Annotated in this window: 17 protein-coding genes; 13 read left to right on the top strand and 4 right to left on the bottom strand. The window is 35.6% G+C overall.

Annotation, left to right across the window (positions count from 1 at the left end; all coding sequences use genetic code 11):
* Positions 1 to 80 precede the first annotated feature (80 nt).
* Complete coding sequence (rbp, locus tag AC07UM_RS01555) at positions 81 to 443, top strand: RNA-binding regulator (protein ID WP_109738282.1); 363 nt, start codon at positions 81 to 83, stop codon at positions 441 to 443.
* Between the two features lie 137 nt (positions 444 to 580).
* A complete protein-coding gene (locus AC07UM_RS01550; RefSeq protein WP_494682789.1) occupies positions 581 to 1333 on the top strand; it encodes a hypothetical protein in 753 nt (250 codons plus the stop codon).
* 67 nt (positions 1334 to 1400) lie between these two features.
* Here the strand turns inward: AC07UM_RS01550 and AC07UM_RS01545 are convergent, their stop codons facing one another.
* The 3 genes from AC07UM_RS01545 to AC07UM_RS01535 are packed head-to-tail and all read right to left on the bottom strand — an operon-like array spanning position 1401 to position 4312.
* Positions 1401 to 3185 carry a DUF4153 domain-containing protein gene (locus tag AC07UM_RS01545; protein ID WP_494682790.1) on the bottom strand — a complete coding sequence of 595 codons (1785 nt, stop codon included), beginning with the start codon at positions 3183 to 3185 and terminating at the stop codon, positions 1401 to 1403.
* Between the two features lie 24 nt (positions 3186 to 3209).
* Positions 3210 to 3701, bottom strand: a complete 492-nt coding sequence (locus AC07UM_RS01540; RefSeq protein WP_103232846.1) for a BlaI/MecI/CopY family transcriptional regulator — start codon at positions 3699 to 3701, stop codon at positions 3210 to 3212.
* 8 nt (positions 3702 to 3709) lie between these two features.
* The gene (locus AC07UM_RS01535) at positions 3710 to 4312 is read right to left on the bottom strand and encodes a phosphatase PAP2 family protein (RefSeq protein WP_494682791.1); all 603 of its coding nucleotides are present in this window, start codon (positions 4310 to 4312) and stop codon (positions 3710 to 3712) included.
* 533 nt (positions 4313 to 4845) lie between these two features.
* On the opposite strand from AC07UM_RS01535, the gene pdhA reads away from it, so the two are divergent.
* The 11 genes from pdhA (at position 4846) to AC07UM_RS01480 (ending at position 17246) form a co-directional block, all read left to right on the top strand.
* Positions 4846 to 5847 (top strand): pyruvate dehydrogenase (acetyl-transferring) E1 component subunit alpha, encoded by a 1002-nt coding sequence (pdhA, locus tag AC07UM_RS01530; protein ID WP_494682792.1) that lies wholly within the window; start codon positions 4846 to 4848, stop codon positions 5845 to 5847.
* Positions 5848 to 5933: 86 nt separating this feature from the next.
* A complete protein-coding gene (locus AC07UM_RS01525; RefSeq protein WP_494682793.1) occupies positions 5934 to 7535 on the top strand; it encodes a dihydrolipoamide acetyltransferase family protein in 1602 nt (533 codons plus the stop codon).
* A 325-nt stretch (positions 7536 to 7860) separates the two neighbouring features.
* Complete coding sequence (locus AC07UM_RS01520) at positions 7861 to 8529, top strand: ABC transporter ATP-binding protein (RefSeq protein WP_494682794.1); 669 nt, start codon at positions 7861 to 7863, stop codon at positions 8527 to 8529.
* Positions 8530 to 8621: 92 nt separating this feature from the next.
* Complete coding sequence (locus AC07UM_RS01515; RefSeq protein WP_494685212.1) at positions 8622 to 9125, top strand: murein L,D-transpeptidase catalytic domain-containing protein; 504 nt, start codon at positions 8622 to 8624, stop codon at positions 9123 to 9125.
* A gap of 16 nt (positions 9126 to 9141) precedes the next feature.
* On the top strand, positions 9142 to 9819 hold the full coding sequence (radC, locus tag AC07UM_RS01510) for a RadC family protein (RefSeq protein ID WP_494682796.1): 678 nt from the start codon (positions 9142 to 9144) through the stop codon (positions 9817 to 9819).
* Positions 9816 to 10730: a hypothetical protein gene (locus AC07UM_RS01505; protein WP_494682797.1), complete on the top strand. Its 915-nt coding sequence runs from the start codon at positions 9816 to 9818 to the stop codon at positions 10728 to 10730. Before radC ends, AC07UM_RS01505 begins: the two co-directional genes overlap by 4 nt.
* Before the next feature lie 73 nt (positions 10731 to 10803).
* The gene (locus AC07UM_RS01500) at positions 10804 to 11736 is read left to right on the top strand and encodes a phytanoyl-CoA dioxygenase family protein (RefSeq protein WP_494682798.1); all 933 of its coding nucleotides are present in this window, start codon (positions 10804 to 10806) and stop codon (positions 11734 to 11736) included.
* Between the two features lie 140 nt (positions 11737 to 11876).
* Positions 11877 to 12998 carry a hypothetical protein gene (locus tag AC07UM_RS01495; RefSeq protein WP_494685211.1) on the top strand — a complete coding sequence of 374 codons (1122 nt, stop codon included), beginning with the start codon at positions 11877 to 11879 and terminating at the stop codon, positions 12996 to 12998.
* A 24-nt stretch (positions 12999 to 13022) separates the two neighbouring features.
* Positions 13023 to 13535, top strand: coding sequence for a DUF7935 family protein (locus AC07UM_RS01490; protein WP_103232836.1), 513 nt, complete (start codon positions 13023 to 13025; stop codon positions 13533 to 13535).
* 17 nt (positions 13536 to 13552) lie between these two features.
* Positions 13553 to 14164: an inorganic pyrophosphatase gene (locus tag AC07UM_RS01485; protein WP_109738287.1), complete on the top strand. Its 612-nt coding sequence runs from the start codon at positions 13553 to 13555 to the stop codon at positions 14162 to 14164.
* 349 nt (positions 14165 to 14513) lie between these two features.
* Positions 14514 to 17246 carry a sodium-translocating pyrophosphatase gene (locus tag AC07UM_RS01480; RefSeq protein ID WP_494682800.1) on the top strand — a complete coding sequence of 911 codons (2733 nt, stop codon included), beginning with the start codon at positions 14514 to 14516 and terminating at the stop codon, positions 17244 to 17246.
* 145 nt (positions 17247 to 17391) lie between these two features.
* Here AC07UM_RS01480 and AC07UM_RS01475 read toward each other — a convergent pair whose 3' ends face one another.
* Positions 17392 to 18531 (bottom strand): aminotransferase class I/II-fold pyridoxal phosphate-dependent enzyme, encoded by a 1140-nt coding sequence (locus AC07UM_RS01475; protein WP_494682801.1) that lies wholly within the window; start codon positions 18529 to 18531, stop codon positions 17392 to 17394.
* Positions 18532 to 18645: the final 114 nt, after the last annotated feature.

The raw sequence follows: 18645 nt of genomic DNA, 5'->3' as shown, positions 1-18645 counted from the left end.
GGAATCAATATTTGTTCATTAATTTATGTTGCTTTTCTTTTATATACCAAATTTTTATTAATTTTTTAATTTATTTTAAAATGAACATTTTTGTTTCAAACATCAATTACGCAACTAAAGAGTATGAGTTGCACGATCTATTCGCAGAATTTGGTGATGTATCATCAGCTAAAATCGTTACAGACAGAGAAACTGGTCGTTCCAGAGGATTCGGTTTTGTAGAGATGGGTGATGAAGAAGGACAGCAGGCTATTGAAGCTCTTAACCAGAAAGAATTCAACGGAAAAGCTCTAAACGTATCTGAAGCTAAGCCAAGAGAAGAAAAACCAAGAAGAAGCTTCGACAACAACAGAGGCGGAGGTTACGGCGGAGGTAACAACAATAGAGGCGGAGGCTATGGCGGTGGTAACAACAACCGTAGCGGAGGCGGAAATCGTTGGTAAAAATATGAAGCGGCTTTTAAGCCGCTTTTTTTATGGAATTTAATCTGCAGTCAATCATTTAATTAGAGTTAGGGTTGAAATATTATGATGTTTTGGCATAATTTTAGAGATTATCAATCAATCAAAAAATAATTATAATGAAAAAACATTTATTAACATTCATGATGGTGTTTGGTGGATTATTAATCAATGCACAAAACATTTATACTGGGCAGACAATTGAGCAGAATAGAAAATATTGGGCGAATAACAATCGATATTATCTGATTTTCCAGAATGATGGTAACCTGGTTTTGTATAACAGAGCAGATGCTGCAATGTGGAGTTCAAATACAAATAACAAAGGAGTTAGGGCCATTTTTCAAGATGATGGTAATTTAGTGGTGTATACACCTGGAAATGGGGTAGCCTTCAGTTCTCATACCAACGGAAGAAGAGCTGATAAATTGGCTATTCAAGATGATGGAAATCTTGTGATTTACAACGGTTCTAGTCCTCTTTGGGCTTCAAAAAGTGATTCGAACAATGGTGGAAGAGATAATGGCTATGGCCGTGGAAGTGGTAATGTAAGTACAGGACACAAATTCCGTAAGGGAGAAAAAGTGTTTTCTCCTAATGGTAATTATTATTTGACCTTTCAAAATGACGGAAATTTAGTTTTATCATATAACAATGGCAATTCAATTTGGGCATCCGGAACAGATAACAAAGGAAGCCGAGCTGAATTTCAGGGTGATGGAAATCTGGTTGTATATGATTCTTACAATAAAGCTGTATGGAGCTCTAATAGTTCGCGCAGAGGAGCTAATAAGCTTGCGGTACAGAATGATGGAAACTTAGTGATCTATGCTGATAATTCTCCAATATGGAGCTCAGGAACTAATAGATAAATAAACAGATCAAATTCAGATAAATAAAAGAGGCTATCCACAAGGTAGCCTCTTTTTATTTTATGATCTATTTTAATCTTATAAGAAGATAAGCGTTGTCGTAATAAATACTGGTAAGATTATCATCGGCATATTTCTCCCGCGTGATTTCATTAAAAATAAGTTTAATATGGTATTTCCCTAAATCAGATTCCATGGTGATATCAGGTACTTTTACCGTTCCTGTTTTATTTTTATTGTCTTGAAATAATTTGATGATTTGGGGTCCAAAATCTATTTCTTCCTTAGCGTTTAACGTTAGTTTTAATGATGATTTCTCTGTTAATTGATCTATGATTCCAAATTGATCTTCGTTCAGTTTTTGCGGATCTCTGTTGTAGCGTGGGAAGGATAGTAAATATTGATAGTTAGCAATTTCCATGATCTGTTTTTCAGAAACGAGAACAATTCTATTCACTTCGTACGGTTTGTTTTTTGAAGTGATATTTACATCTGAAAATTTGTTCTGGATATCATATTTTATACCATAAAATGCTCCCTTTTCAATATTCTCTGATAATTCAGTCTGATCTTTTTGATTCAGGAGATTGGATAAAAATTTCCCTTGCTTTCTTTCGGCTAGAAATTCAAATTTATCAGCAATTTCAGTCCGTATGGTATCGGTTACTTTCTTATTGAAATTAATTTTGTTGCCACTGATTAACTGATTTTTATTTAAAATATTCATCAGTTCTGTTTTCTGACTTCTTTTAGCCACACTAAAGGCATTGAAATAAGGAAAAATTAAAGCAAAAGCACCAAACAGAAATAAACTGACCGGAATAAACTTTATGGTAGCTTTTCTATTGAAAATAAAGTAAATAACAATACTCAACAGCCAGAGAGCAAGCATCAGTACAAAATACCTTGGTTCTGTATATCCGTATTCTAAAATTCTCGTAAAAATAGCAGTGAAAAGAAGAATAATCAAAGGAGCAATGGTATAATAAAACGCCTTTGAAAATATTCTAACCCATGATTTTGCATTTTCCTCTTTTAGTGGATGTACAAGCAGTAGCGCCAGGATGCCAACCGTACTGTAGGCTAAAATAAGGTAAGAAACCCAGCCTCTTGGAAGCTGCCAGTTGATTAATATTTTAGCAGAATAGAAATAAAGAATAGCTGCATATATAAGCAGTAGCGGGATGAGAATAAACTGAGTGAAAAATTTTAAAACAACAGGGTAAGTTCCGTCTTTTTCGAGATTATTTAAACCTTTATCATTAAATAGGAGAAAAATAAAACTGCTTCCAAAAATAGCCAGAACAAAAAATGTATCTGTATAAGCCCTGTGGTGAAAATGAAAATCAAAGAGATTATCAACAGCTACGATGGCCAACTCAACTCCACCGGTCAAAACGCCTGTAAATACAACCGTAAGAAAGAAATTGACAAAGAGATTTTTATTGTACTGCCAAAATCTAAGTTCCCTGTCTTTCTCCAGAAACGGAACGAAAGAAACCAATAAGTGGAAGAGAAGAGATGTAATGGCAATGATATAAATGTAAACTTCTGTAAAATTATTCTTTTTATCAGGTAGAATACAATAGAAGCCTAAAAGAAAAGCAATACCCGATACATGCAATAGTAATTCTTTCCCGATTCTCTGAGATAACATTTTCAATGCAAACATCAGGGAAATTCCGAGACAGGCACAAATAGTAAATCTGATATAAACAGTACCTTCATTAAAGTTACTTTCAGCAATACAAATAGCGCCAATAGAAGCTAATAAAGCCATGACTAGAATTATTGGATATCGGAAAATGACTTCATTGGCCCGGCTTACAGTCTCCTGGAATTTTGTTTTCATGATTTGGTGTTTTTGGAATTTAGGTTAATCTTTTTTCTTTTTTTTCTTTTTGTCCTTATCCTTGTCTTTTTCTTTTACTTTGGTCTTTTTCTCTTTTTTTGGACTTAAAATTTCTTCAGCAATTTCAAATTTAGGTTCTTCAATTTTGGCTGGTTTTATTTCAATTTTAAGATCAAAATGTCCTTTCATATCTTCCTGAGAGATCAATTTTTCACTTAATAGAAGTTCCAGAATTTCTTTTCCTGAATCATTGAAAAAGTTGCGTGAAAGTTCTTTCAATAGGAATTTTTTATACTCTGTCAAAGGAACAAGTACAGTGTATTTGAAGATCCTTCCTTCTTTTACTGTTGATAGATAGCCTTTTTCAACTAATATTTTCAAATAAGTGGAAACCGTGTTCTGGTGTGGTTTCGGTTCCGGATGCTGCTCCATAACATCCTTCAGATAGAAAGATTCCATTTTCCAAAACAGCTTCATAAAGTTTTCTTCAGCGGCGGTAAGATGATTTATTTTCATAGAGTATTCTAATGTTGAAATTGAATATTGCAATAAAGATAGATAAAAGATACCATAAAAGCTATTCCAGCGCCCATAAATACTTCTTTTACGGTGTGCCTTTTTAAAATAACCCGGGTAATTCCCACCAAAATAGCGATTCCCAGCCACGCAAGTCCCATTTTCCAGCCCAATGAGAAAAATAATGCCGCTACAAATATGTTGAATGCAGTATGCATCGAGCTTTTGATGTAAAGATTGCTGATCTGAAGAGCAAAAAGAAGGATTAAAATAAACAACATGATAAGATCAATAGATCCGTTTCTGATGTAATTGAAAATAAGATAAGCAATTACACAGACTGCAATAAATACATAAAGAGTTTTCCTTTGAATCCGGTTGGATACATCCATATTGGTATATCTTCCCGTCTTCACATTCCATACAAGCCAAATGACAACGGGAATAATGATCATTGATAATATGGGAAGGAAATAAAGTATAGAATCCTTGAAGGTATATTCTCTAACGCTCATGTATACAAAAAAAATGATCAGAGAGACCAATGGATTGAAAAAATCAGAGATGACTTTTGAAATCTTGTGTAGTAATGAAGACTGCTTTTCTTCCATATTTTAGTTTAAAAACCAAATATACTATTATAACCTCAAAAATCAAATGGATACAGATCAATAGAAAGGATTTGAAATTTGTTTAGGTGAATGTTTATCAATGTGTTTGTCCTAATAAAAACCTTTTTTAATTTTTATATTAAATTCATCAATAAAACTAAAGATAGAAACTCTAAGTTTATAGAATTTCCCCTGAAAAGAAGCTGCCGAAATGACCAAAAGTTATGTTAACAATAATTAAAGGAGAAAGGAGAGGATGGATAAAGAACCATGAATTTCTGATATTCCTATCCCTTTTACTATTTCAGAAAAGGCACATAGATAGGCTGGTTCCTTATATATGACAGTAGAGAAATAACAGATGGGACGGTGCTTCATGAGCACATCCAAGGCTCGAAAATTAAGAATAATCCGTTCAGCGCGCAAGTAGATTTTACAGAAAAAGCGAAAAGTTATCTATGTATAGAATAAAAACGAAGTTTTTTTCATAATTTTGCTCAACTATTTCATCATAAAAAAGCAAGAGCTAACACATGAAAGAATTTTCTAAAGAGGTATACCTGAAGTGGTATGAAGATATGACAATGTGGAGAAGGTTTGAAGACAAATGCCGTTCTCTTTACCTAAAACAAAAGATCAGAGGTTTTTTACATTTGTATAATGGTCAGGAAGCTATCCCTGCTGGATTCACACATGCGATGGATCTAACAAAGGATAGTATGATTACTGCTTACAGATGCCACATTCATCCAATGGCGATGGGAGTGGACCCTAAAAGAATCATGGCTGAACTTTGTGGTAAAGCTACAGGAACATCCGGAGGTATGGGTGGATCTATGCACATTTTCAGTAAAGAACACCGTTTTTATGGAGGACACGGTATCGTTGGAGGACAAATTCCTTTAGGAGCAGGTATTGCTTTCGCAGATAAATATTTTGACAGAAAAGCAGTGAACATCTGTTTCTTTGGAGATGGTGCGGCAAGACAAGGTTCTTTACATGAGACATTCAACATGGCTATGAACTGGAAGCTGCCTGTAGTATTCGTTGTTGAAAACAACCAATATGCAATGGGAACTTCTGTAAAAAGAACAGCCAACCACGAGGATATCTATAAATTAGGATTAGGATACGAAATGCCTTGCCTTGCTGTAGATGCAATGGATCCTGAAAAAGTAGCAGAAGCTGCTTATGAAGCTATTGAAAGAGCAAGAAGAGGAGACGGTCCTACATTCATTGAAGCAAGAACTTACCGTTACAGAGGACACTCTATGTCTGATGCTGAGCCATACAGATCTAAAGAAGAGGTAGCTATTCATAAAAATGATGACCCAATCGAGCTTGTAAAGCACAGAATTTTAGAAAACGGATGGGCTACAGAAGCAGAATTGGAAGCTGCGGATAATAAATCGAGAGACTTCGTTGACGAATGTATCGAATTTATGGAAAACTCTCCTTATCCAGAGGTTGATAAGATCTATGAATATGTATACGCTCAGGAAAATTATCCATTCCTAGACAAATTAGAAAATTAATAATTAGATAATTTGAGAATTTGAAAATGAATTAAATTTTTTAATTCTCACGTCATCACATTAACAAATTATCATATTAGAAAATTATGGCAGAAGTAATTACGATGCCCCGCCTATCCGACACTATGACGGAAGGTAAAGTGGCAAAATGGCATAAAAAAGTTGGAGATAAAGTAAAAGAAGGAGATATTTTAGCTGAAATTGAAACTGACAAAGCAGTTCAGGATTTCGAATCTGAGATAGAAGGTACCCTTTTATACGTAGGTGTAGAAGAAGGAGGTGCTGCTGCTGTAGACTCTGTTTTAGCGATTATCGGTAATGAAGGAGAAGATATTTCAGGACTGACAGGAGGAGCGGCTGCTCCAAGTGCAGGTTCTGAAGAAAAAAAATCAGAAGAACAACCTAAAGCTGAGGCTCCTGTAAATGAATCTGCTGTGGCAGAAGTTCCGGCTGGAGTAGAAGTTATTACAATGCCTAGACTTTCTGATACAATGACAGAAGGTAAGGTAGCTAAGTGGCATAAAAATGTAGGCGATACAGTAAAAGAAGGTGACCTTCTTGCTGAGATCGAAACAGATAAAGCAGTACAGGATTTCGAATCTGAATTCAATGGAGTATTATTGAAGCAAGGTGTAGAAGAAGGAGGCGCTGCTCCTGTTGATTCCGTATTAGCCATTATTGGCCCTGCAGGAACTGATATTTCTGCTGTAGGTGCTCCAAAAGCTGCTGCTCAGTCAACTGAAAAACCAGCTGAACAAAAAGCAGAAGCGAAAACAGAAGAAAAAGCTGCTCCGGCTGCTGACTCTTCATCTTCTGACAGAGTGGCAATCTCTCCACTGGCTAAGAAAATGGCTCAGGATAAAGGGGTTGACATCAACAGTGTTCAGGGATCTGGTGAAAATGGAAGAATCGTTAAAAAAGATATTGAAAACTATCAGCCAGCTGCGAAACCAGCTGCTTCAGCTCCTGCAGCAAGCGCTGCTCCTGTTGCAGTAAACTTCGTACAGGGTGAAGATACAGAGACTCAAAACTCTCAGGTGAGAAATATTATTGCAAAACGTCTTGCTGAAAGTAAATTCTCTGCACCTCACTACTATCTGATGGTTGAGATCAACATGGATAAGGCAATTGAAGCAAGAAAAGAAATCAATTCTTTACCTGATACTAAGATCTCTTTCAATGATATGATCATTAAGGCGACTGCCATTGCTTTAAGAAAACACCCTCAGGTAAATTCAAGCTGGGCAGGTGATAAGATCATCCACAGAGGAAATATCAACATTGGTGTAGCAGTAGCTATTCCTGACGGATTGGTAGTTCCTGTATTGAAAAATACAGATCAGATGACGTATACTCAGATTTCTGCATCTGTAAAAGATATGGCTTCAAGAGCAAAAAGCAAAGGTCTTAAGGCTAATGAGATGGAAGGATCTACATTCTCCATTTCTAACTTAGGAATGTTTGGAATCGAGACATTTACAAGTATCATCAATCAACCTAACTCTGCAATCCTTTCAGTAGGAGCAATTATCGAGAAACCAATCGTTAAGGATGGTCAGATCGTAGTTGGAAACACCATGAAACTTTCATTGGCATGTGACCACAGAGTAGTAGATGGAGCTACAGGTGCTCAATTCTTACAAACATTAAGAACATATTTAGAAAGTCCATTAACATTGTTACTGTAATTTTCTGAAATGAAAATAATAAAACCTCCCAAATCGGGAGGTTTTTTGTTTATTGGGAATTTGAAATGTCAATATCCGGAACAATAATTAAAATATTTCATGAATTTTTTAGGCTCGAAAAATAAGAATAAGAGCTATAAGGTTGTAAATTGTACTACTGATGTTTAATTCTTATAATCATTAAGAACAAAATTTACAAAATCCATTAAATTTGATTTACTTTCCAAATCTTGGGGAAAGTTTTATTGTGATGTCAATTTGAGAATTGAAAATTATCACCGTATTTTTTGATGGAATTTCAAAATCAAATTACTATTTTTGAATCATGATTAAAGCAAGAAATATCCATAAATCTTATGGGAATTTAGAAGTACTGAAAGGAGTTGATATTCACATCAAAATAGGCGAGGTGGTTTCTATTGTAGGAGAATCTGGAGCAGGTAAATCTACATTGCTTCAAATTTTAGGAACTTTGGATCATCCTACCCAATCCAATAAATATGATACTGAAATTGAAATAGCAGGAGAGTCATTTATTAATATGAATGATAAGCAGCTATCGAAATTTAGAAATCAGAATATCGGCTTTGTATTTCAGTTTCATCAGCTTCTTCCGGAGTTTACCGCACTGGAAAATGTTTTGCTTCCGACAAGAATTGCTGGAGCCAATGAAAAAGAAGCCCTTGAAAAGGCGTATGCTTTATTTGAAGATTTAAAAATAGAACAAAGACTGCAGCATAAACCTAATCAGCTTTCAGGTGGAGAAGCACAAAGGGTTGCGGTGGCTAGGGCTTTAATCAATTCACCAAAAATTATTTTTGCAGATGAGCCTACAGGAAACCTGGACTCTAAGAATGCGGATGATCTTCACAGATTGTTTTTCGATCTGAGAGACAAATATAACCAGACTTTTGTGATTGTAACCCATAACCCGAATCTTGCAGAAATTACAGACCGTAAGCTCGTTATGAAAGACGGGATGATCATAGAATAGGAGTATACAGACCCCAAATAATGAAACACTTTATTTTTCTTTTTTTAATTTTAATTTCCTGTTCAAAAGTTGAATCTCAACAGTTGAATTCAATGAATGTGCCTCAGGAAAGGATTTCAGAGGTTAAAAATTATATTAAAGGAAAAGAGTATAATCAGGAATTGGCTGTTTTTATCAATTTTAAAATGCCTTCCGGAAAATACAGGTATTTCATTTATAACCTGAAGAAGAATACAATTGTCCAGCAGGCTGTTGTCTCCCATGGTTCAGGTTCTGTCGTTCCACGTTCAGATGCTTTGAAATTCAGTAATACAGAAGGCTCTTATCAGTCATCTCTCGGAAAATATGCCATAGGAGAAAGTTATGTAGGAAAGTTTGGAAAAGCCTATCGTTTAAAAGGTCTGGACTCTACCAATAGCAATGCCATGCAGAGAGCAATTGTACTTCATTCTTATGGATGTATTCCTGATGTTGAATCTCAGACTCCGGCATGTTTAAGCTTAGGATGCCCGATGCTTTCTGTAAATGCTTTTAAAGAAACCGCAAAATATATTGATCAGTCGACGAAACCTGTGATTTTATATGCTTTCTATTAATCTATAAAATATTTCCATGGCTATAAAACTTCTTGCTGAAGATGACAGACCCAGAGAAAAGTTTTTGCAAAAAGGCAAGAGCTCACTTTCTGATTCTGAGTTGCTGGCTATTATTATGGGAAGTGGAAATAGAGAGGAGAATGCGGTAGAGCTGGCACGGAAAATTTTAACCTCTGTCAATAACAACTGGCATCAGCTGAGCCTGCTTTCTGTTAAGGATCTGATGAAATTCAAAGGAATTGGAGAGACAAAAGCTATTTCGATCATTTCGGCTCTAGAAATAGGAAGAAGAAAAGCCGTACAGGAAATTCCGGAAAAGACAATTATTGGGAATAGCAGTGATGCTTATATTATTCTTAGAAATCAACTTTCTGATTTGAGAACAGAAGAATTTTGGGCTATTTTTCTAAACAACAATAATAAAGTTATACATGTTTCTCAACTCACTCAGGGAGGCATCAGCCAATCTATTGTAGATGTGAGAATTCTTTACAAAGCAGCGCTGGATCATTTTTCAACAGGGATCATCATTGCGCACAACCACCCTTCCGGAAGTTTGAAACCAAGCAGGGAAGATATTAACATTACACAAAAAATAAAAGAAGCAGGACAGACGTTGAGTATCCAGCTTTTAGACCATATTATTGTCACGCAGGATTCCTATTTTAGTTTCTCTGACTCAGGATTATTATGATTAGAAGATTGAAATACCATGAAATTGATTTTGTAAAATACGCTCAATGTTTAGAAAACTCCGAACAAAGAAAATATTCTGCTACAAAAGACTTTTTAGATACTACTTCGACGATGCCATGGGAAATCCTGGTTTACAAAGACTACCAAGCAGTAATGCCTGTGCCTTTTGTAAGAAAGTATGGAGTGAAAATTGTACACAACCCGAAACTTTGTCAGCAGCTCGGTGTTTTTTCAGACAAAGATGATGTAGATCTTAATGAAGCTTTTTTAGCATTTCTGGAAAAAAACTACATGATCAGAGCGTATCCTTTTAATGATGTAAATCAGCTTCGTACTAAAATCAGAATCAAAAAGAATTTCTTATTGTATCCTGATTCTTACGAAACGGTATATGCCAAATATTCTCCCAAAAGAAAAAGAAAGCTTCGGCTGGATAAAGAAGTTGTAAAAGAATCAGAAATCCTACCCATTTCTTATGACAAAGCAAAGGCTTTTATCGAAGCCAATACAATAGGGCTTAGCAAAGACAATGACCTGTCTGAGTTTATGAGGATTTTCGAAAGTTTTTACAAGTTAGATTACCTGAAGTTCACCGCTTTTTACTATCAAAGTAGGATTGTAAACGTAATTGCTACTTATACAGACTGCAATATGGTAGCACTTTTAGGTAATTTTAATGATAAAGATTATGTGAAATTATCAGGAGCCTCGGTATTGATTGATCATCTGATTAAAGAAAATATCGAAACTCATATCTTTGATTTTGAAGGAGGAGAATTACCGAATATTGAAGAGTTTTTTAGAGGATTCCGTCCGGAATTAAGACCTTATGGCATTATTGAAAATTCAAAAAAAAATCTTTTTAAAAAATTGGGTGATCTTATCATGAAAGGAAAGTCTTTTTTATGATGAAAAGCATTGTTTAGATTGGTTCTAATTAAGTAATATTCTGTAACTTTATAAAATCCAAGTAAAAACCGTTATGTTACAACAGATTCGTCAGTATAAATTATCATATATGCTCTATAACTTCTTTAAAAAGAGTAAGTTAAAGCATAATATTCCGCTGTATAAAAAATACGGAATCGATAAGAACTATTTTTCAAGTATTTCGAGTAAAGATTTTGCGCATCTTCCTGCCAGTACAAGAACGGTAGACTATACAAAACTTACGGAAACTCCCTTTTTTAAAAAGCTATCAGAAGAAAATAAAGAAAGTACCCTTCAATATGATGATAACGGATATTTGATTCTGAGGAATTTTCTGACTCCAGAAACGGCAGATCAAATCAATAGGGAAATTGATAAGCTTATGGAAGATGGAACGCTGAAGTTTATTTACGGAGGAAAGCTGATGTTTGCCATTCATCATTCGGAAATCATTAGAAATATTGGAAGTGACAAGGAATTCTTAGACTTTTTATCTGTTTTGCTGAACGGGAAATCTAAACTTTTTCAAAGTATCAACTTCATCAATGGAAGCCAGCAGAAAACCCATTCGGACAGTATTCACATGACTACTTATCCGCTAGGAGGATTGCTTGGAGTATGGATTGCACTGGAAGATGTGGATGAAACAAATGGTGCCCTGCACTATATTCCAAAAAGCCATAAGCTGCCTTATTTCCTGAATTCAGATTATGATAACGAAGGAACTGCTTTGAAAATCGGGAAGAAAAGCTACAGAGCTTATGAAACTTTCCTTGAAGATAAAGTAAAAGAACTGGGATTAAAAAAAGAGGTTTTTAAGGCCAAAAAAGGAGATCTATTAATCTGGCATGCCAATATCCTTCACGGTGGCGAACCTCATACCGATAAAAACAGAACGAGAAAAAGTCTTGTGTATCATTTCTTTGATGAAAACAGCGTATGCTATCATGAAGTGACCCAAAGACCGGCCCTGTTTGAACTTTAAGGCAACCCCTTATCATAAAAGCTTTTTATAAGAATATGGGTTTAAAAGATAGTTTCTTTACATTTGTATTCTTATAATATCAATGTATGAAAAAAAAGGGAAATATTCTTGTTTTTATATTTTCAATCTATATATGTTTCATGTCATACTATCTCTATACCCACCAGTATTACAACACGGATATGGAAGCTTATATGGGCCTGATTTATAAAACAGAATATCCTGATATGAAAATTGAAGAGATTCATCAAAAAGTATATGATGAACTCAGGGAAAAGAACCCCAATTTTGCAGGATTAGGACCTGTAGATCCTATGGTGGAAGAAGTGGCAAAAGGGGAAAGCACGTATTACAAAATATTATCAGAAAATCCCAAAGCCTACGAAGAAGAACTACAGCTTTTTGTGGTAAAACCCTTTTATAACTTTGTCAACTGGTCATTCTTCAAACTTGGTTTTAGTGCTTCTGTCTCAAACTCTTTAATATCAAGTATTTCTTACGCACTGATTCTGATTCTGATTTTCAGCTTTTTGATAAAAATTCTGAAAAATTATACTTTTGCTTTCGTCATCACGATTTTAATTTCCCTGTTTAAACCTCTTCCGGAGTCAGCAAGACACGTTTCAGCAGATTCTTTATCATGTTTGTTGCTTCTTTTGAGCTTCTATGTATTTTTAGTAAGAAGGAATTTCTTTCTTGCAGGTATATTTGCCATGTTATGTATTTTGACAAGACCGGAATATTTTATCTTTTATTCATGTCTGTATGTCCTTATTTACCTTTACAGAAACAAACTTCAGGTTAAAACAGTTCCATTATTTATATCATATGGATATCTGTTCCTTTCTTTCTTTTTAATACAGGTTTTCAATCAGGTTTCGTGGTCTACACTCTTTATGAATCAGTTTACTCAAGTTCAGATTTATCCTGTTTCACAACCTGATCCATTTTTGTTTTCAGATTATATTCATTTTATTAAAAGCAAAATAATGCTGGAATTCAACGGTTCATATTTTCCGATCCTGTTGATTTTTATAGCGATTATTCTGGCTAATCATTTTTCTTTCCGTAGTAAAAAAATACAGGCTCAGCTATTGTTTTTCGCAATTATATATGGAACGGTGATGCTGAGATTTTTGGTTTTTCCGTCTCTGGCCAATAGGATGATGCTGGGCTTTTATCTCATCATTATCCTCGCATTGATCTATATCCAGAATTCTAAAGTGGATATCTTTAAAAACTCTTTAGAAGACGGAAAATAATTAGTAATTTTGCAGTCTAAAATTATGACGAGTCTTTCAGGATATTTACCGTATGCATTTGCATTGATTATTGCAATTCCTTTTCTGGTTTTGCTCAGACAATTTGTACATTCGTACATCACCCTTAAAAACCAGGAAATCAAATTACTCACCGTGAAATCAAATTCAGAGAATAAGGCCCATTCCTACGAAAGAATGACCCTGTTCCTGGACAGAATGAAACCGTCAAACCTTATCCAGAGATTTGACAGAGAGCTAGCCGTTCATGAGTTTATTTTCCTTACAGAAAAGACCATTAATGAAGAATTTGAATATAACTCCTCACAACAGTTATACATCACCAAAAATTCATGGAAGAATATCGTAGACTCTAAAAATGCGATTATAGAGCTTCTTCACAAAACCTATGACGGATTGAAAGGAGAGGTGCAGCTGGATGAGTTCAAAACGATTTTCATCATGAACTATATGGAGAGCAATGACTATATTGTTGAAACAATAGAAGATTTAAGAAAAGAAATTTTAATAATAACTTAAAAAATAACAGATAAATAATGATTCCAAATTTTAAAGCACATCCATGGCATGGAATTTCTGCAGGAGAAGATGCGCCAAATGTTGTAAATGTATTTGTGGAAATTGTTCCTTCAGATACTATTAAATATGAAGTAGATAAAGAAACAGGATATTTAAAGGTAGACAGGCCACAGAAATTCTCAAATATTATCCCTGCTTTATATGGTTTTGTTCCAAGAACATATTGTGATAATGAAGTCATGAAACTTGCTGTAGAAGCAGGAGCTACGGATGTGACAATGGGAGATCATGATCCTCTTGATATTTGTGTTTTAAGTTCTCACAATATTCATGCAGGAGGTTTATTGATGGAAGCTATTCCAATCGGTGGTTTCAAAATGATCGATGGTGGAGAAGCTGATGATAAAATTGTAGCCGTAATGATCAATGATCATGCTTTCGGACACTTCAGAGATATTACTGAATTACCCGAAGCAGAAGTTAGAAGATTAATGCACTACTTCCTAACGTACAAGAACTTACCGGATGAGCCTGCAAAATGCAGAATTCAGGAAGTTTACGGAGCTGAACATGCAAGAAAAGTGATTAAAGCTTCTCAAACAGACTATGCAGATAAATTCGGAGGATAAAATACTCGGATTTTAAATAAAAAAAGGATAAACAAATTTTTGTTTATCCTTTTTTGTTGGCTAAAAGAACCATTTCAATGGGAAGAAATCTTATTTCCAGGGAAACTCTTCTTAACTTTCTTATTCACTTATTAAATCTTAATGGTTTAATTCTTCAAAGAATTTCTATTCCACGAACTTCTCTGAAACCTTTATTCAGTCTCACTTTTTCACAGGTTCAGATCATCATTATTTTGTTGCCATATTTGCATTTTTTTGGATGATAAACATCATACTGTTAAAGTTTTTAATGCTTTGATGGTAATTATTTATTATATTTAATTTTCTATTACCAAAAAAATATTAAACTATGGATCTATTTATGTTAGTGCCAATTTTTGGTGTCGTAGCCTTGCTTTATACATTTCTTCAGAGCAACTGGGTAAGTAAACAGAATGCCGGAAATGAAAAAATGAAAATAATCAGCGGCCATATTGCAGACGGTGCAATGGCTTTTCTAAAAGCTGAATACAAAATCTTAACGTACTTTGTTGTAGTGGTCGCCATATTACTGGCAGTGATGGGATCGAGTAATGCGAACTCACACTGGAGTATCGGAATAGCCTTTGCTGTAGGAGCTATATTCTCCGCATTAGCAGGCTTTATCGGAATGAAAATCGCTACCAAAGCCAATGTGAGGACTGCAGAAGCAGCAAGGACCTCACTTTCAAAAGCTCTTAAAGTATCTTTTACAGGAGGTTCTGTAATGGGAATGGGGGTTGCCGGACTGGCTGTTTTAGGCTTGGGAACTCTATTCATCATCATTAAGCAAATCTTTGCTCCCGAGGCCACAGTAGATTCTTTGGAAATGGAAAAAACCATCGAAATTCTTACCGGATTTTCTCTGGGGGCTGAGTCTATAGCACTTTTTGCAAGAGTGGGTGGTGGTATATATACAAAAGCGGCAGATGTAGGTGCTGACCTTGTAGGAAAAGTGGAAGCCGGAATCCCGGAAGATGATCCCCGAAATCCAGCGACGATTGCAGATAATGTAGGTGATAATGTAGGAGATGTGGCAGGAATGGGAGCCGACCTTTTTGGATCTTATGTTGCAACGGTTTTAGCCACCATGGTCTTAGGCCGGGAAACTATTTCAGAGGATGCTTTCGGAGGTTTTGCCCCAATTCTTTTACCGATGCTGATTGCAGGAACAGGAATTATATTTTCAATGATTGGAACTTTATTTGTTAAAATTAATGATAATGAAGGTTCATCTACTTCCAGTGTACAAAATGCATTAAATCTTGGAAACTGGGGAAGTATTGTAATTACCGCCATTGCTTCTTATTTTCTGGTGACTTATATCCTTCCGGAAAAAATGGTCCTTAGAGGCCACGAGTTTACTAAAATGGGGGTATTTGGAGCCATAATGGTAGGATTGGTAGTAGGAACTCTGATGAGTATCATCACAGAATACTATACAGCTATGGGAAAAAGACCCGTTTCCAGTATTGTGAGACAGTCTTCTACAGGCCATGCAACGAATATTATCGGCGGTTTGTCTGTTGGTATGGAATCTACACTTCTTCCAATCCTTGTATTGGCAGGTGGTATTTACGGATCTTATTTATGTGCCGGACTGTACGGAGTTGCCATTGCAGCTGCCGGAATGATGGCAACTACTGCCATGCAGCTCGCTATTGATGCTTTCGGACCGATTGCAGATAATGCCGGAGGAATTGCTGAAATGAGTGAGCTTCCAAAAGAAGTACGTGAAAAAACAGATATTCTGGATGCTGTAGGAAATACAACTGCAGCTACAGGAAAAGGATTTGCAATTGCTTCAGCAGCTTTGACAGCATTAGCATTGTTTGCTGCTTTTGTAGGGATTGCAGGCATTGATGGGATTGATATTTACAGAGCAGATGTTCTTGCCGGATTATTTGTCGGTGGGATGATTCCGTTTATCTTTTCATCATTAGCCATTACAGCAGTTGGACAGGCAGCGATGGCAATGGTGGAGGAAGTAAGAAGACAATTCCGTGAAATTCCGGGAATACTGGAAGGAAAAGCACAACCAGAATATGAAAAATGTGTTGCGATCTCTACCGATGCGTCTATCAGAAAAATGATGCTTCCTGGTGCAATAGCCATTGTTTCTCCACTGTTAATGGGATTTATTTTCGGACCTGAAGTATTGGGAGGTTTCCTTGCAGGGGCTACCGTATGTGGAGTTTTGATGGGAATGTTCCAGAATAATGCAGGAGGAGCGTGGGATAATGCTAAAAAATCATTTGAAAAAGGAGTGGATATCAATGGACAGACGTATTACAAAGGATCAGAGCCTCATAAAGCATCTGTAACAGGAGATACGGTTGGAGATCCGTTTAAAGATACATCCGGACCCTCTATGAACATTCTGATCAAATTGATGTCAATCGTTTCATTGGTTATTGCGCCTACTTTGGCCGTTTTACATAAAGATAAAATTGAAGCGAACAGAAAAGCGAAAATTGAAAGTCTTACAGGGATTTCCACTGCTGCAACGGGTATTAATGGAGATACGAAAATCATTACTGCTGTTCCGGGAGAAATTAAAGGACACCTTAATGAAAGCGGAGACTTTGTGTATGAAACTGGAAATATTCAAAAAATAAAGCTGGATGGAGGAAAAACGATTGCCATTGGCGATGGTAGTCAGCTTTATCAGCTTTATAATGTGGTGAAACAAAAAGACAAATCTGCATTAGACCCTAATAAATGGTACACGATTGAAAACCTTTATTTTGAAACCGGTTCAAGTGATCTGAAAGCAGAATCCGTACTTCAGGTGAATACGCTGGCTGAAATTTTAAATGCCTATCCTGATTTAAAAATTAAATTAGGCGGATATACAGACAATAGTGGTAATGAGGATAGCAATATCAAATTATCCAATTTAAGAGCGCAAACTGCAAAATTGAAATTGCTTGAATTAGGAATTTCTGCAGATAGAGTAGAAGCTGAAGGATACGGATCCCAACATCCGGTATGTGAAGCGAATGATACAGACGAGTGTAAAGCAAAAAACAGAAGAATTGACGTAAGAGTTCTGGCTCTTTAGAATCAATGTTAAAAATAATAGAAAAGCATCGCTCTGGCGGTGCTTTTTTTATTGGTTATTCTTAAAAATAAAACTCAAGCAAATAAGATACCTGCAATGATCTGTGAAAACTGTGCAATCCTTGGGAAAACTAATGTGGGACAAATCAAAGATGTCTTTTCAAATGTTCCATTGCCTGAATAATCAGCTCATCTTTTTTTGCAAAACTAAATCTGATATAATCTGAATTCTGTCTTGAATTATAAAAAGCAGAAAGGGGGAGGCAGGAAACTTTTTTCTCAATCGTAAGCCATTTTGAAAACTCTACATCAGTCATTGTTTTGGAAACATTGCGGAAATTGACAACCTGAAAAACACTTCCTTCCGCCTGTTGTTCTACCTGCAGGGGAGTTTCCCGAATCAGATGATTAAAAATATCTCTTTTATTCTGCATTATTTCTTTATTGATAACGGGGTCAAATACATCCAGATACTTTGCGATAGCGTATTGAGCAGGAGCATTGGCACTGTAAGAAATATATTGCTGATGGCATTGGAATTTTTTAGTTAATGCTTCAGAAGCAAGCATATAGCTGACCTTCCATCCGGAAGTATGGAACATTTTGCCAAAAGAAAATATACAGAATGTCTTTTCCCTGAGCCCTGGATGAATAAAGGAACTGTAATGTTCAGTTTCATCATAGCAATAGGTATCATATATTTCTTCGGAAATCAAATAGATTTCACGTTCTTTAATCAATTCGTACAACTGGCTCCAGTCTTCTTTTTTCCATACTTTTCCCGTTGGGTTCTGGGGAGAATTGACAATGATCGCTTTGGTTTTCTCCGAAATACAGTTTTTAAATAAGTCCCAGTTGATCGTGAAATCACCTTCAAGATCATAATAGACGGGGATTCCGCCATTCATAACAACAGCAGGTCCATACGTGTAATAGGACGGTTGAATAATGATGACTTCATCATATTGATTAATAATAGATTTGAGGGAAGTATATAAAGCAAAGGTTGCACAGGGAACAATGGTGACTTCACCAGAAGTAATCGTGATTTTATGATTCCGTTTTGCATTGAAACGAATGATGCTTTCAATCAGAAGGGGATTGCCGGCAAGAGGTTCGTAATGATGGGTATCTTTTTCAGAGGCTTCTTTTAAAAAGATTTTCAGACGTTCGTCAATATCGAAGTCGGGAAGTCCCAGAGAAAGATCAAAGCTTCCGTGTCTGGCAGCCAGTTCGGACATTTCCGTGAAAAAGGAATAATGAGTAAATCCATAAATTTTATCCACCTATTTTGTATTTTAATCAAATATAATAAAAATTTAATACCATATTGGATTTAAAATTGACGTATTGTTAAATTCGTGTAGTAATATGTGTTCTCTTATCTTATTTATTTCTTC

The organism is Chryseobacterium sp. GW821-FHT04C04, from assembly GCF_059420365.1.
Note: the sequence above shows the minus strand (reverse complement) of the source record. Positions and strands in the feature narration are given on the sequence as shown.

Coding starts and splice junctions, on each gene's coding strand:
- AC07UM_RS01525 (WP_494682793.1), top strand. CDS start 5,934: ATGGCAGAAGTAATTACGATGCCCCGCCTATCCGACACTATGACGGAA.
- AC07UM_RS01495 (WP_494685211.1), top strand. CDS start 11,877: ATGTCATACTATCTCTATACCCACCAGTATTACAACACGGATATGGAA.
- rbp (WP_109738282.1), top strand. CDS start 81: ATGAACATTTTTGTTTCAAACATCAATTACGCAACTAAAGAGTATGAG.
- AC07UM_RS01540 (WP_103232846.1), bottom strand. CDS start 3,701: ATGAAAATAAATCATCTTACCGCCGCTGAAGAAAACTTTATGAAGCTG.
- AC07UM_RS01545 (WP_494682790.1), bottom strand. CDS start 3,185: ATGAAAACAAAATTCCAGGAGACTGTAAGCCGGGCCAATGAAGTCATT.
- radC (WP_494682796.1), top strand. CDS start 9,142: ATGGCTATAAAACTTCTTGCTGAAGATGACAGACCCAGAGAAAAGTTT.
- AC07UM_RS01505 (WP_494682797.1), top strand. CDS start 9,816: ATGATTAGAAGATTGAAATACCATGAAATTGATTTTGTAAAATACGCT.
- AC07UM_RS01480 (WP_494682800.1), top strand. CDS start 14,514: ATGGATCTATTTATGTTAGTGCCAATTTTTGGTGTCGTAGCCTTGCTT.
- pdhA (WP_494682792.1), top strand. CDS start 4,846: ATGAAAGAATTTTCTAAAGAGGTATACCTGAAGTGGTATGAAGATATG.
- AC07UM_RS01485 (WP_109738287.1), top strand. CDS start 13,553: ATGATTCCAAATTTTAAAGCACATCCATGGCATGGAATTTCTGCAGGA.
- AC07UM_RS01515 (WP_494685212.1), top strand. CDS start 8,622: ATGAATGTGCCTCAGGAAAGGATTTCAGAGGTTAAAAATTATATTAAA.
- AC07UM_RS01500 (WP_494682798.1), top strand. CDS start 10,804: ATGTTACAACAGATTCGTCAGTATAAATTATCATATATGCTCTATAAC.
- AC07UM_RS01490 (WP_103232836.1), top strand. CDS start 13,023: ATGACGAGTCTTTCAGGATATTTACCGTATGCATTTGCATTGATTATT.
- AC07UM_RS01550 (WP_494682789.1), top strand. CDS start 581: ATGAAAAAACATTTATTAACATTCATGATGGTGTTTGGTGGATTATTA.
- AC07UM_RS01535 (WP_494682791.1), bottom strand. CDS start 4,312: ATGGAAGAAAAGCAGTCTTCATTACTACACAAGATTTCAAAAGTCATC.
- AC07UM_RS01520 (WP_494682794.1), top strand. CDS start 7,861: ATGATTAAAGCAAGAAATATCCATAAATCTTATGGGAATTTAGAAGTA.